Origin of the sequence: Alcanivorax sp. (assembly GCF_017794965.1) — a bacterium.
Classification (GTDB): Bacteria; Pseudomonadota; Gammaproteobacteria; order Pseudomonadales; family Alcanivoracaceae; genus Alcanivorax.
The window spans coordinates 1680186-1694682 of record NZ_CP051240.1 but is presented as its reverse complement, the minus strand read 5'-3'; the positions used below and the strand labels follow the sequence as shown (position 1 = coordinate 1694682).

Below are 14497 nucleotides of genomic sequence, written 5' to 3'. Positions count from 1 at the left end.
TTAAAAAAGACAGGATGTTGTTTGTTGTCATTATTGTTGCAAGGTAGCACGAACGGTGGCTGTCCCTGATTTATCACCGGGTGTCATTTCCAGATTGGTGATTTGCACCCCTTTTTCCTGAAGGGATTGTAGCCAGAGAATACTTTGCCCTGCTGGCTGTTCTTCCATTTGAATCCGCACCGAGGTATTGCCGTCCGGTGTAAAGTTCTTCAGCGTCAGGCCGAAAGCATTGGCGCTCCGGCTCACTTCCCCCACCCAGTTGCGCGGCAAGGAGCTCGTTTTACCCCGTGACGCCGCCTTCACCGCCGCTGCGTTGGTGGAAATCCACTCAAGGGTCTGCATGTTCGACACATAGCGCTGTACCGCCTGATTGCGGGCATTGACCGATGGCGCCCACACCAGCCAGTAAATCAGTACCGCAACAAAGACGGCGGCCAGTAACTGAAGAACCTTCTGCTCACGGGGTTCTCTGGTCTGATACCACTCCACCACCGGTGCCAGCCGCTGCTGAATCTGTTTTTGATAGCTGGCACGACTCATCCTGGCTGCTCCACTTTGATTCTGGCATTCACGCCCTGAGCGGCATTGCGGTAATTGGCGATGGACGCCTTGGCCCCTTGTTTTCGCAAGGCGTTCTGTAAGGCTTCAAGCTGTGCGTAATCCTTGGCCCCCACATCCAGCAGCAGACTGTTCTGTCGCTGGTCATATTGCAGCCGCTTGGGCTCCACTTCGCTTTTCTTCAGCACCTCAGCCACCGGCACCAACATGGGGAAAAAGGCCCCGCCGCTGCCTCCGCCACCGGAAGACAACCGTGCCAGACGCCCCTGAAACTGGCGAATCAGTGCCGACGTAGCCTTGTCGCCCGGGAAAAGTTGCTCGTATTGCCCTTTGGCATCGGCCAGAGCGGCCTGGGCCGCCTGATTATACCGCCACTCCTGAACACGCAGCCCGATTACGGCCAGCACCAGCACAGATGCTGCCAGTATCAGCAGTGGACGCCATTCAGCCAGCAGCCCCGGCTCACCCTGTTTCTTGCGGGGAGCATGGGCACCGGTGAGCAACTGTTGGCCGGGGTGCTGACGCAGCAGTTCAAACAGGCTGTTGTCGGCATCAATCTCCATGGCATCCAGCAGCGACACCCCGAACAGGGGAGCGAGAGCATCCCGCTCGCTATGATCCACCACCAGATAGGCGTCACGCCCGCTGGCAACCAGACACCGATCATCGGGGAGATTGATAACAACAGGAAGGTTGCTGGCAAGACATTCGATATCGACTTCAACCGACTGCAGGTGGGCCCCTGCCTCGGTGGCGATATGGCGGAGAGAGGCTAGCAGGCCCTGGTCCAGTGCGGTAACAAGATACTCCTCACCGTCGCCCTTGCGGGTCGAAAAAAACAGTGTTTCCGGGGCGTCCAGCAGATGCTCTTCCAGCAGATAGGGCATCACCCGATCCAGATGACGGGCCTGCTTGCGACTCAGTGACACCTGCGTAAGGCGCACCATGGCGGCACACAACACCACTCGCAGAGAGCCTGATTCACTCGCAGCCGCACAGGCTTCCTGAAGGCTCAGGGAAGCCACTGATTCCCCTGCATCCGCCTGGTATAGCACCTGACTGGATGCGGTCAGGGGCAGCGCATCAATGTCGTAGAGATAGATCAATGGAGCTTGAGACACTGAATCCGATCCTTCATTCGTTATTGTTGGCCACAATAGCCGTTATTCCACCTTGTAGAAAGGATTACAGGCTGGCTCGAGGGGTGTCAGCAACGGGCTGACCTGGCGACTGATCACGGCAGTGGACTCGCCCTCGCCTCCCCCACGGAATAAACGGGTTACCAGACGGCTGAGCTGGCCATCCACTTCCACATCCACCATCACCTGGAAATACTCACTGCCCACCCCAAGGCGGCTGCGAAGAAGATCCTGATCCTCTTCTTCAAGTTCGGAAAAGGCTGGCATGGCCAGCAGCGTTCCGATATCGGAAATGGGCTCTTCTTTGCGAGTATCCATAATCGCCTGTACCCCTTCCTGCCCAGCCAATGAGCCTACCACAGCATTGAGCACCTGTTGCGGCGCGGTATTGACATTTAGGGTGGTGCCCGGCGGCAATGCCGTCAGCAGTCCCCAGCTCATGGGGTCTTCCGGCATGTCAGTGGCCTGAAACCCCAGCAGTGCGCGCAGCTCACTTTCGTGGGCCGCCGGCATGTTCGGGGTGCGTCGGTCGCGGTACTCGGGGTCTTCAGCCCCCTGTGCATCATCGACAATGTTGTTGCTGTCCAGCCAATCGGCCATTTCATAGGCGAGACGCCCCGGATTGCTCTGATCCGGTAATATCTCCGTCAGTAGCTGTTCCAGCTCCCTGATTCTGTCAGGTTGGCGAACAAAGCCTTCGGCCTCTGGCGAGATTAGCCAGTTGAGGTTGTATCGCCCCTGAAGGTCCTGAACACTGGCGCTCAGAAAGGCGTCTTCATAGGGCGTAGGTGGCAACTGAACCGCCCACTGTTCTTCAACACAATCATCAAGTTGTGCGTTGTTTTTAATGTCATCTTGTAGGTCATCAATGAGACCTTGCTGGGCGACTACCTCCGCCGCCATGGCGTATTGGTGGCGCTTGTCCCATTGCAGCAGGTTGTCTGCCCGCTTGAGGAAGCGGTTCTGTCTGAACTGGATCTCTGTCATCAGAACAGAAAGGATGGCAAACAGCATCAGCACGATAATCAACGCCATTCCCCCTTGCTTGCCACGGATTCTCCTTATGCCCACGGGTTCACCACCGTGCGATAGAAACGATGAATGATGTCGCCGTTGTCCAGTTCGATCTCTATCTCGATGCTCTTGGGCAGGCGTTGCGACCAGACAGGCTGAGCAGCGAGGGCAGCGTCAGGCCATAACTCAAGCCATTGCCAGTCCCCCTGCGGAGTAAGATCCAGATAGCGCACAGTGAAGCGGGCCACATTTTCCAACAGCACATCCTGCTGATAGCGGGTGGCCACGGTGGTATCGAGGACCGGCCAGTAACGACGGTAAAGGTCTCCGTTTTCCAGGGTATAGATAACCCGCTGCATCTCACTGCGTTTGCGCAAGCCAAAGGGGTTGGACCAACCCAGGCGGGTAAATTCCACGTAGTTGTCCCGCCCGACAATGGCAGGCTGCGGGTCACCGTAAGGATCCCGCACCGGACGGCTGACCAATTGCTCGAAGTCCAGGGTCAGGAACGTCATGGCCCGCTGGCTGCGCTCCATCTTGTCGGCGCGTTCGGTGAGCTGCTCCCGACCACTGAGTGCACTGCTGAGAAAAGACGACGCCCACACATAGATAAAGGCGAAAATGGCGATGGTCACCAGCATTTCCAGCAGCGTAAAACCGTGAACCCGGCGGAATACACTCATGAGGCCGGTTTCCCGATCAGACTGGCCAGGTGATAGGTAAGCCCTTCCTTGACGTCCCCCCGCAATGGCCCCACGTTGATATCCACACGACGGGTATCCCCGTAAGGCCCTTCGGACACAATGGTTTCCACCCACCAATCGCGCCCATTACGGGTCACCTCGGTATCAGACTGCCCGGTGGGAGGCCATTGCTGGTAGACCTGCATCTCCACCAGCTTGTCTGAGGCCACCAGGAAGCCAAGATGGGTATCGTGGATATTGGTATAGGCGCGTGCACTGGCGCCCAGGGTCTGGCCCAGGGTCACCATCACCAGAGCCAGCACGGATACAGCGACCAGCACCTCCAGAAGAGTGAAGCCGCGGTTACGTTGCAGCCCGTTCACCGCGCCTCCTCGAAGACACTGCCCTCGTTGTCTTCCTGGTCAGCGTTGTCCGGGTCAGACACCTGCCCCAGGGCACTGATCTGCCAACGCTGAAAGCGATCCAGATCATCATTGGAGAGCATGGACAGGGTCACGGGGGTGACTTCGCCACTGGGAAAGAAGAATACCTGGGGCAAGGGGTCGTCTCGTTCATCCTCGCTGCGGGTTTCACTTCCGTCCTCATCGGCTTGATCACTGAGCCCTTCTGGTGCAGCCATCACGTCTTTCTTGACCAGATTCTCGGCCACATCGGACAGGGAAACCTGATCACCCTCCAGCGAATCCACCTGCCATTCCAGTGACAGATTGGCTGCCAATGCGCGGGATTTGAGGGAAGCATCGTCAATGGGAAGAAAGTCACGCTCATTGCGATCATAGGCCAGAGGGACCCAGCCATTGCTTTTCAGCCGCAAGGCCAATAGTTGACCCGAAAACAGACTTCGCTCGTTGAGCAGCTCCAGGGTGTCATAAAGCCGTGCGGCCTCCTCGTCCAGCCCGTCCTCACTGAGCGTCCAGTTACCCTGACTGGCAATCACCGCAGTGAGCAGGCCGATCAGCATTACCACCACCAGAATTTCCAGCAGTGTGAAGCCTGCCTGACGGAGCCGGAAAGGCATGATTACTGGACGTCACGCCAGTTGATGTCGGCGTCGCTGCCCTCACCGCCTTCAGCACCATCTGCGCCCAGGGAAAGGAGATCGAAGGGGCCATCCACACCCGGGCTCAGATAGATGTAGTCATTGTTCCACGGGTCCTGGGGAACCTTCGGCAAATAGCCACCATCAGGCCACTTGGTGGCGGAGGCGGGACGCTCAACCAGCCCATTGAGCCCCTCTTCGGTGGTCGGGTAGCTGCCGTTATTGAACTTGTACAGGTCCAGCTGTTGAACAATTTTGCCCATGTTGGCCTTGGTGAGGTCCACCTTGGCCGCTTCGCCCTGGCCGATCACATTGGGAACGATCACCGCGGCCAGCAGGCCAATAATGGCAACCACCACCATGATTTCCAGCAGGGTAAAACCTGTCATAGCCTTGCGATGTTTCAGGGTCTTCATTGTTATCCACCTAACATGTTGTTCATTTGCATGATCGGCATCATCACCGAAAGCACGATTAAAACCACGATTCCCGCCATCACCAGCAGCATGATCGGGCCAAGCAGGCCCACCATGGTATTGACCGTGCTGGTGAGTTCCCGTTCCTGATAGTCCGCCGCCCGAGTCAGCATGTGATCAAGTTCGCCACTGGCCTCGCCACTGGCAATCATCTGTACCAGCATGGGGGGAAAATAGCCGCTGGCATCCAGGGCACGACTGAGATTGCCGCCTTCGCGAACTTTCACCGCAGCATGCTTCACCGCATCGCGAATGGCCAGGTTGCCTACCACCTGTGCCGCAATAAACAGGGCATCCACCAAGGGGACCCCTGAACGGCCAAGAATGCCCAGTGTACTGGCCAACCGCGCACTGTCGGAAGCGCGCAACATGGTGCCCACCAGGGGCATTGCAGCCAGGCGGCGGTGCACCCTCATGCGGAACATCGGAACCTGCATGGCACGGCCAAAGGCAATAATCGCCAGAATAACCACCAGTACCACCAACCAGCCCCAGTCCCGGGTGAAATCACTGAGCACCATGACGATTCGGGTCAACAGTGGCAATTCCTGACTGCCACCTTCAAAGACCTCCACCAGTTTGGGCACCACGAAGGTCATCATCAGCCCGATCACAACCGAGGCAAACACCATGATGAACACCGGGTATATCATCGCCTGGGCCACCGAGCGGCCGGTATCGTGGCGGGTCTCGAGATAATCCGCCAATTGCTCCAGAACCTGCTCCAGGTGTCCGCTCTGTTCGCCGGCAGAGACCGTCGCCCGGTACATCTCCGGGAAGGCTCGGGGAAAGGATTCGAAGCTTTTCGCCAGACTGTAGCCCTCACGGACCTTGGCGCGAACGGCAAGCATGATCCGTTCGATGCGGTCGTTGGCCGCCTGCTTGGCTACCGCAGAAAGCGCCTGCTCCACCGGCAAGCCGGATTTGAGCAGTGTGGCAAGCTGACGGGTCACCAGGGCCTGTTCAGCGCCCTTCAGCTTGCCTGAAGCAGAAAACAGCCGGATACCGCCTTCCGTATCGGTATCCCGGGTTTCATTCACCTCGATGGGCACCCAGCCCTTGTCGCGGAGCTGCTGGCGCACCAGCCGGGCACTGTCAGCCTCCAGGGTTCCCTTGCGGATCTTGCCCTTGTGGTCGAGGGAGCGATACTCAAAAGCTGGCATAAGGAGTTGTCCCGTCAGTCTTCGCGGGTTACGCGCAGCACTTCTTCCACACTGGTGTGACCTGCCAGTACCTTGCGCCAGCCATCTTCACGAATGCTGCCGGTCAGGCTGCGGGCATGACGGGTAAGCGCCAGTTCCCCTGCCTGATCGTGAATCAGCTGCCGCATGGTTTCATCAATCAACACCAGCTCGTAGATACCGGTACGGCCCCGGTACCCCTGGTTATTACAATGTTCGCAACCATTGGGGTGATACAGGGTATGAGACTGGTCTTCAGGCAGGCCCATCATGCGTAATTCACTGGCAGAGGCTTGATAAGGCGTTTTGCAATCATCACACAGAACCCGCACCAGACGCTGTGCCAGGGCCCCAAGCAAGGAGCTGGACAGCAGGAAAGGCTCAATCCCCATATCCTGAAGACGGGTCACCGCCCCAACGGCGGTGTTGGTATGCAGGGTGGACAGAACCAGGTGCCCGGTCAGAGAGGCCTGAACCGCAATTTCCGCGGTTTCCAGATCGCGGATCTCACCCACCATTACCACATCAGGATCCTGGCGCAAGATGGCACGCAGACCTCGGGCAAAGGTCATGTCCACCTTGCTGTTTACCTGGGTCTGGCCAATACCCTCCAGCTGGTATTCGATGGGGTCTTCCACCGTGAGAATATTGCGGGAACTGTCGTTGAGCTCGGTCAGCGACGCATACAGTGTGGTGGTCTTCCCCGAACCAGTAGGCCCGGTGACCAGAATGATGCCGTGGGGCTTGCTGATCAGCTCACGCATCAATTTGTCGTTCTGCTCTTCCATACCCAGGTGGGCAAGGTCCAGGCGCCCTGCCTGCTTGTCCAGCAGACGCAGCACTACCCGCTCACCGTTACTGGACGGCATGGTGGAAACCCGCACGTCCACATCCCGCCCGCCAATACGCAGGGAAATACGGCCATCCTGGGGAATCCGTTTTTCGGCAATATCCAGGCGGGCCATTACCTTGATTCGGGATACCAGCAAGGGGGCCAGCTCCCGTTTCGGTGCAAGAACCTCCCTGAGAACCCCATCCACGCGCAGACGCACTACCAGTTTGCGCTCGAAGGTTTCAATGTGGATATCAGAGGCATCCTCACGAATAGCTTCCTGGAGCAGCGCGTTAATCAGACGAATGATGGGCGCATCATCCTCTTGCTCCAACAAGTCTGAGGTTTCCGGCAGAGAATCGGCCAGGCTGGCCAGATCCAGGCCTTCAAGATCATCGGCGGCTTCAGCGGCGGCCCCCCGCTGCTGCTCATAGGCCAGTGCCATGGCGGCGGTAAACCCGGCATCGTCCATGGCTACCAGTTTTGGCAAGGTGCCAATCTTCCGCTGCACCTCACTCAGGGCGGATACCGGCAAATCATCCCGGTAGCAAAGCTCCCGGCTGCCTTCACGTTCACGCAGCAGTACGCCAAAGCGACGGGCAAAGCCGTAGGGCAACAAATACGGCGCCAGGGCTTGTTCTTCATTGTGTTGCGCGTGATCCGTCATGTTCAATACTTGTCCATCAGGTTCTCAATCACTTGCCGGGTCACCGGGTTCAGGTCCACAAACTGGAATCCGGCCTGAAATTCCCCGGGGGCGTCCAGATTCTCACACCAGACGGACTTCGCATCAAAGCTGATTGTGTTAACGCCGGCAATCTGGTCAGGGAGCACCATGCCCAGATGGAGCTGTTCACCGGGTTTGATATCTCGACGGGCAAACAGCTTGAAACCATCCGGGCTCAAATTCATCAGGCGGCCCACATTACCACCGGTGCTGCGATCGAACACCACCATTTCCCGGAACAATTTCTTGCGTGGGTGGCGGCGATGGTCTTTGCGACTGTCCCGAACGTCGTTCTCATCCTCAGCCTGCCGAACCACCACAATGACGCCGGTAAAGTCGCCGTTGTCATCGTTGATAGCATTGGCACGCAATGCTAGGGAGACCAGACCGTTGCCATCATCTGCATAGAGGGAGTGTTCGTTCTTCCACCCTTCCCCTTTTTCGCAGGCAAGACGCAGAGGATTGTCCTTCCACTGCCAGCGTTGCTTGCCCGCATCATCATTGAACAACAAGGCAGAGATATCCTGGCCCACCAGGCTGTCACGGTCACGATTGATCAAGGCGCAAGCCGCTTCGTTACAGAAAGTAATCTGCCCCCGGGCATTGGCGCCCACCAGGGCCTCGCCGAGAGCATGCAGAAGACGTTCGTTTTCGTCCTTGAGGCGCTTCATCTGGACGACAGCCTTCTGCAACTTTCGGCGTTGCATATCCAGTTCAAGAAAAACGTTGACCTTGGCTTCGAGGATTTTCTGGTCAATGGGCTTGAACAGGTAATCCACTGCCCCGCACTCATAGCCCCGGAACACGTATTTCTGTTCCTTGGAAATAGCGGTGACGAAGATGATGGGGATATTGCGGGTCTTCTTGTTCTGTCGCATCAGCTCTGCGACTTCAAAACCATCCATGTCCGGCATCTGCACATCCAGCAGTGCCAGAGCAAAATCATGCTTGAGCGCAAGATTCAGGGCTTCATTACCGGACTGGGCCATGACCAGATTACGGCTATCCCCTTCCAGAATTGCTTCTAGCGCTATCAGGTTTTCCCTATGGTCATCCACAACCAGAATATTCTGCTTCATTGCATTAACTACCCTGCAACCTTTCCGCCAAATAAGGACCGATCTGTTCCAGATCGAGGACCTTTGAAATTGCACCTGTTTTTATTGCCGCTTCGGGCATCGTGGGTGCTTCTGAACTGACCGGAGACTGAGCGATGGTAAAGCCTCCGCGCCGATGGATATATTCCATTCCTGCGGCACCATCTTCATTGGCCCCTGTGAGAATCACGGCGGCCAGACGGTCGCCATAAACCACGCCAGCAGAATAAAAAAGTTCATCTACCGACGGCCGTGAATAATGTACAGGCCGAGCGACAGAGAATGCCACTGTTTCGCCCTGATCTACCAGCATATGGTAGCCCGGCGGAGCCACATAGACATGGCCGCCAAGAATGGGCTCCTTGTCATCCGGTGCGATCACCGGGAGAGAGCAATACCTGCCAAGCAACCAGGGCAGCCGGTTCTCTGAACTGGCATGTTGGTGCTGGACCAGTAGCACTGCCGCCGGGAAGTCTGCTGGCAGTGCCGCCAGTATCTGGGTATAGGCATTCAGCCCTCCCCAGGATGCTCCCATGACAACAGCCTTCACTGGCCCCATGTTTTCCCTCACGAATTACTGCCTTCACCTCCGTCACGGCCTGCTTTACCGGCTTCATAGGCAGCGCGGTGTGCTTGTGCCTGCTTGAGCTTTTCCTGCAATTCGCGACGTTGACGATCCAGCCCGAGGAAGAAATCCACCTTGCTTTTCAGGATCAGCGGATCCAGGGGTTTGAAAAGATAATCCACCGCCCCCGCCTGATAACCCTTGAAGACGTATTTCTTTTCCTTGCTGATGGCGGTAACAAAAATAATCGGTATGGTCTGGGTATCTTTTCGCTGACGCATCAGCTCAGCCACTTCAAAGCCATCCATGCCCGGCATCTGCACATCCAGCAATACCAGTGCAATGTCTTCCTTGAGCAGCACCTTCAGTGCTTCCTGGCCAGAATGAGCCTTGATCAGGGTACGCCCCTCCCCTTCCAGTACCGCCTCAAGGGAAACCAGATTCGCGGGTTGATCGTCGACTAACAGCAGCTTCTGCTCAATCATCAAAATTCTCTAATCAATCGTCAGGAGTGTCGAATCTGTCGCTTTCTGAAGATTCTCAGCGACGGGTTAATCATGTCAAAGGCCTCTTCCTGGCCAGTAAACTTCAAACTTTCCTTGGTACCAAGACAGAGGTACCCCCCCATATCCAGACTGTCGACAAATAGCCGTATCACGCGTTCCTGCAGTGCCCGGTCAAAATAGATCAGTACATTGCGACAGAGAATCACGTGCATCTCGCCAAATACCTGGTCCGTGGCCAGATCATGATCCGCAAACACTATATTGCGTTTGAGCCGCTGGTCCATGATGACGCTGTCATAACGGGCCGTAAAATAGTCAGATAGGGAGTGCCTCCCGCCTGCCCGCCGGTAATTGTCGCCGTATTGCTTCACTGCTTCGATGGAGTAAATGCCTTTCTTGGCTGCAGCGAGAACATTCTTGTCAATGTCCGTCGCATAAATCATTGCACGATCGTACAACCCCTCCTCTTCCAGAAGAATGGCCATGGAGTAGATTTCTTCTCCGGTGGAGCACCCGGCATGCCAAATCTTGATGAATGGATAGGTCTTGAGGACGGGAACCACATCTTCACGGAACGCACGGTAGAACTCCGGGTCCCGGTACATCTCGGTCACGTTCACCGTCAGGTCGTTGAGCAGGGTCACAAAAAAGCGGCGATCTCTGAGGACCTTGTCTGTCATCTCCATGATGCTGGCAAAGTTGGACATGCCCAGGCGGTGCATGATCCTTCGCCGGATGGAGGCCTTGCTGTAGGAGCGGAAATCATAGCCGTACATCTGGAAAATCGCTTCCAACAGCAAGCGGATCTCGATGTCTTCCACATCGATCTCATCATCATCAATCGGAAATGACTCCGCCATTCACCTTCTCCGGGTTCTTATTTGTGCAGCCAGACGCGCAGCAGCGATGTCAGCTTTGCCATATCAATGGGTTTGGAGCAGTAATCATTGGCGCCTGCTTCTATGCACTTGGCTCTGTCATCCTTCATGGCCTTGGCGGTCAGGGCAAGCATGGGGAGTTTCTTGAACCGGCTTTGCTCGCGTATTAAGCCCATGGCTTCATAACCATCCATCTCGGGCATCATGATATCCATGAGGACAATGTCCATGGCCGGGTTCTCATCCAGCGCGGAAAGCGCTTCCTTGCCGTTATTGGCAATGGTGATTTCGAAGCCCAGTTCTTCCAGTTGTGCGGACAAGGCATAAATGTTGCGCATGTCATCGTCCACCAGCAGTAGCTGCTTGCCTTCGAAAATGTCATCCCGGTGCTCGATGGACGCATCCTTGGGGGCCGCAGTGCGAGTGCCCGGCAGGGTGGATTCCAGCCAGTGCAGAAACAGGGAAGCTTCGTTCAACAGTCGCTCGTGGGAGCGCTCGGTCTTGAGAATGATGCGGTCCGCGTACTTGCGCAGTTTCGCTTCCTCGTCCCGAGTCAGATCCTTGCCCGTGTAGATCACCACTGGAACGCTGTCGTAATCATCACTGGTGTTGATCACTTCAAGCAGTTCGAAACCACTCATATCCGGCAGGGTCAGATCAAGAATCATGCAATCGAAGACCGTGCCACGCAGTGCCTCCAGGGCTTCCTGGCCACTGGTGGCGGCGGTGATTTCCACGCCTTTCTGGTCGAATAGCTCACGGATGCTCTCGTGCTGGATTTCACTGTCTTCCACCACCAGCAAACGTCGAACATTGGTCTCGATAGCCCCCTCAATCTTGGCAAACGCCGCCAGGATATCCTGTTGATTGACCGGTTTGGTAAGCAGATCAAGAGCGCCGAGATCCAGCGCTTTCTTGCGCTCATCCCGGCCAGACAGGAAGTGAACCGGAATATCCTTGGTGCGCGGGTCCGCCTTGAGTTTTTCCATCACTTCCCAGCCATCGATTCCGGGCAGGCCGATATCAAGGATGATGGCACTGGGGCGGTAATGGCTGGCGTATTCCAGCCCTGCTTCGCCATCGTGACAGATATGCCCCTCAAGCCCGTAGTCCGCGGCCAGCTCCATTAGCACGCCGCCAAACTCTTCATCGTCTTCCACGATCAGCACAGTCTTTTCGCGGACCACGAAGTCGTCATCGCCGGCCTGCTCGGGCACCATGGCGGCAGTATGTGCCTCGGCGTTGATGCCGATGTCACCATCATCGTTGCCATCCTGCTCGACGACTTCAACGGCATCCGGGCTACCTTCAGGCAGGTACAGGAAGAACGTGGCCCCCTGCCCTTCGCCATCACTGTGCAGGCCGATCTCGCCCCCGAGCAGACGGGCAAGCTCCCGGGAAATGGTCAGTCCCAGGCCGGTCCCGCCGTACTTGCGGCTGGTAGTGCCGTCTGCCTGCTGGAAGGCTTCGAAGATCAGCTTCTGCTTTTCAGCGGGGATCCCGGCACCTGTATCGGTAACCGCCAATTTTACCGTCTTGTCGGCGGTGAGATGGCGAGGCAATGGATCGCTACTCTCAGGCCGCACGATGCTGAGGGTGACCGAGCCCTGGTCGGTAAACTTCAGGGCATTGGAAAGCAGATTCTTGATGATCTGCTCCAGGCGCTGACGGTCGGTGTAGAAATGCGCAGGGACGTCTTCGCCCACATTGACGTGGAAGTCCAGCCCACGGTTTTCTGCCACATGGGCGAAATGTCGACGGAAATGATCGCCCAGCTCCATCGGCGACAAATCGTCGATAACCACATCCATCTTGCCTTCCTCGATCTTGGAAATGTCGAGGATATCGTTGATCAGGCTGAGCAGATCCGAACCGGCTGAATGAATCACCTGAGCATGCTCGACCTGCTTGTCTTCCAGATTGCCCTTCTTGTTCTGCCCCAGCGCATTGGAAAGGATAAGAATGGAATTGAGCGGCGTCCGCAGCTCGTGACTCATGGTAGAGAGGAACTCTGACTTGTATTTGGAGGACAGCTCCAGCTCGCGGATCTTGTCCTCCAGTTCATGATGGAGAAGCTCCAGCTCGTCGTTTTTCTGGGCCATCTCGGATTTCTGCTCGGTGAGCAAGCGGGCCTGTGCCTCCAATTCTTCATTGGTAACCCGCAGCTCTTCCTGCTGCGCCTGCAGGCTTTCCTCTGAGGCCCGCAGCGCCTGTGTCTGGGACTCGAGCTCTTCATTGATTGCCTTGAGCTCTTCCTGTTGTTGCTGAAGTCGGGATTCAGATGCCGAGAGCTCCATGGCTTGTTCTTCCAGGTCGTTATTGACCTGGGCCATTTCCTCTTTCTGCTTTTCGAGCTCCAGCGCCTGTTCACGGGTCTGCTCAAGCATTTCGGCAAGACGCATACGGCTGAGGGCGCTACTCACGGAGATGGCAATCACTTCAGAACACTGATCAAGGAACGCCAGGTCCTCATCGCCAAACTGCCGGAAAGCGCCGATCTCCAGCACTCCTTTTAGTTCGTCCTCGTGGATGATTGGCATGACCACCACATTGCGCGCCTCGCCGGCCCCTGTACCGGAGCTGATGCTGATATAGCCTTCAGGCACTTGCTCAAGAAGAATGGTCTTGCGCTCCAGCGCACACTGGCCGACCAGAGATTCCCCCAGGCCAAAGTCGTTGCCCAGATGTTTGCGACGCTGCATGGCGTAGGAGCTACTCAGGGCAAGACGCTGGGTGTCCGGATTGAAGCTGTAGAAGGCCCCAACCTGGGCGTCCAGTACCGGCACAAGGAAGCTGAGCATGTTGTTGCCCAGCTGTTCGTAGTTCATGTCGCCACGCATGCGGCTGTTGAGTTCGGCCAGGTGATTCTTGACCGTTTCCTGGCGGCGATCCTCCTGATGGCGTTTCACCAGCGCATCGCGCATCTTGCGAATGGCAAACAGCAACTTGCCGGTTTCGTCACGGGCGGAGGACTCGATGGGGGTGTCCCATTTGCCGTCAGCAATGTTGTCTGCGGCGGTGACCGCCCCTTCCAGCGGCAGGGTGATGGCTCGCGTCACACGTAGCGCAATTAGCGCAAGCGCTGAAAACGCGACCAATCCCAGGAACAAACCAATCTTTTGCGTGCCCTGGTTGTCACTGCGACTCGTGTTGAGGGTCTCCCGGAAGGCTTCGTAGCGCTGATTCTCGAATGACTTCTGGGCCTGTTCATAGCTGTTCTGCAGCTCCCGCACATGGGTAATGCGCTGATACAGGTCTTCATCGGCAGCGGTTTCGTTGATCAGCCCACGGGCAAGACTGTTGGCCGCGTCGATGTAATCTTCAAAATTCTGTTTTAGCTCACCCACTGCGGCGGACAATTGCGGGTCAGTGCGACGGATGTCTTCCAGTCGGTCACTGAACTTGTCGGCGCGGTCAAGGGCCTCCTGGAGCAAGTCGGGGTCTGCCTGGGTAATGGCCGCAATGAACGACTCTCCAATGGCGATAAAGTCCACATTATTGGCATTGACCAGCTCCAGGACAGGCAAGTCCTGGTCTTCGATGCGTTCAAGGTGATCAATATTCGTTTCAGCGATGTAGTAGCTGTAGGCTGCATAGACCACGAAAAGCGCAATACCGAGCCCCGCCACTGACAGGATCTTCAACCTGACAGAGAGGTTCTGAAACCAGTTCATTCTGATGTCCCTCTAGCCTTGCCGGCCTTGTTGTTCTGATGTCCGCTGAAACGGACTAAGACTAAAGTGTGAGGCTAACAGAAAGGCGCACAGAACGGCAATAAACA

Annotated in this window: 14 protein-coding genes; all 14 read right to left on the bottom strand. The window is 56.5% G+C overall.

The window, feature by feature from the left end; all coding sequences use genetic code 11:
- Positions 1–30 precede the first annotated feature (30 nt).
- Genes HF945_RS07585 through HF945_RS07520 form a run of 14 tightly spaced genes read right to left on the bottom strand, consistent with a single transcriptional unit; the run spans position 31 to position 14390 of the window.
- The gene (locus HF945_RS07585; protein WP_290525138.1) at positions 31–540 is read right to left on the bottom strand and encodes a type II secretion system protein M; all 510 of its coding nucleotides are present in this window, start codon (positions 538–540) and stop codon (positions 31–33) included.
- Complete coding sequence (gene gspL / locus HF945_RS07580) at positions 537–1679, bottom strand: type II secretion system protein GspL (protein ID WP_290525137.1); 1143 nt, start codon at positions 1677–1679, stop codon at positions 537–539. Before gspL ends, HF945_RS07585 begins: the two co-directional genes overlap by 4 nt.
- Before the next feature lie 42 nt (positions 1680–1721).
- Positions 1722–2732, bottom strand: a complete 1011-nt coding sequence (gene gspK / locus HF945_RS07575; RefSeq protein ID WP_290525136.1) for a type II secretion system minor pseudopilin GspK — start codon at positions 2730–2732, stop codon at positions 1722–1724.
- A gap of 26 nt (positions 2733–2758) precedes the next feature.
- Positions 2759–3394 (bottom strand): type II secretion system minor pseudopilin GspJ, encoded by a 636-nt coding sequence (gene gspJ, locus HF945_RS07570; protein ID WP_290525135.1) that lies wholly within the window; start codon positions 3392–3394, stop codon positions 2759–2761.
- A complete protein-coding gene (gene gspI / locus HF945_RS07565) occupies positions 3391–3777 on the bottom strand; it encodes a type II secretion system minor pseudopilin GspI (protein WP_290525134.1) in 387 nt (128 codons plus the stop codon). Before gspI ends, gspJ begins: the two co-directional genes overlap by 4 nt.
- Positions 3774–4433, bottom strand: a complete 660-nt coding sequence (locus HF945_RS07560; protein WP_290525133.1) for a prepilin-type N-terminal cleavage/methylation domain-containing protein — start codon at positions 4431–4433, stop codon at positions 3774–3776. The genes gspI and HF945_RS07560 overlap by 4 nt, the downstream gene beginning before the upstream one ends.
- Before the next feature lie 2 nt (positions 4434–4435).
- Positions 4436–4870 carry a type II secretion system major pseudopilin GspG gene (gspG, locus tag HF945_RS07555; protein WP_290525132.1) on the bottom strand — a complete coding sequence of 145 codons (435 nt, stop codon included), beginning with the start codon at positions 4868–4870 and terminating at the stop codon, positions 4436–4438.
- Positions 4871–4872: 2 nt separating this feature from the next.
- Positions 4873–6093 carry a type II secretion system inner membrane protein GspF gene (gspF, locus tag HF945_RS07550; protein WP_290525131.1) on the bottom strand — a complete coding sequence of 407 codons (1221 nt, stop codon included), beginning with the start codon at positions 6091–6093 and terminating at the stop codon, positions 4873–4875.
- A gap of 14 nt (positions 6094–6107) precedes the next feature.
- The gene (gene gspE / locus HF945_RS07545) at positions 6108–7610 is read right to left on the bottom strand and encodes a type II secretion system ATPase GspE (protein WP_290525130.1); all 1503 of its coding nucleotides are present in this window, start codon (positions 7608–7610) and stop codon (positions 6108–6110) included.
- A 2-nt stretch (positions 7611–7612) separates the two neighbouring features.
- Positions 7613–8749 (bottom strand): response regulator, encoded by a 1137-nt coding sequence (locus tag HF945_RS07540; protein ID WP_290525129.1) that lies wholly within the window; start codon positions 8747–8749, stop codon positions 7613–7615.
- Between the two features lie 4 nt (positions 8750–8753).
- Positions 8754–9302: a chemotaxis protein CheB gene (locus tag HF945_RS07535; protein ID WP_290525128.1), complete on the bottom strand. Its 549-nt coding sequence runs from the start codon at positions 9300–9302 to the stop codon at positions 8754–8756.
- A 32-nt stretch (positions 9303–9334) separates the two neighbouring features.
- Complete coding sequence (locus HF945_RS07530; protein ID WP_290525127.1) at positions 9335–9817, bottom strand: response regulator; 483 nt, start codon at positions 9815–9817, stop codon at positions 9335–9337.
- 20 nt (positions 9818–9837) lie between these two features.
- A complete protein-coding gene (locus tag HF945_RS07525; protein WP_290525126.1) occupies positions 9838–10698 on the bottom strand; it encodes a protein-glutamate O-methyltransferase CheR in 861 nt (286 codons plus the stop codon).
- A 17-nt stretch (positions 10699–10715) separates the two neighbouring features.
- A complete protein-coding gene (locus HF945_RS07520; RefSeq protein WP_290525125.1) occupies positions 10716–14390 on the bottom strand; it encodes a response regulator in 3675 nt (1224 codons plus the stop codon).
- Positions 14391–14497: the final 107 nt, after the last annotated feature.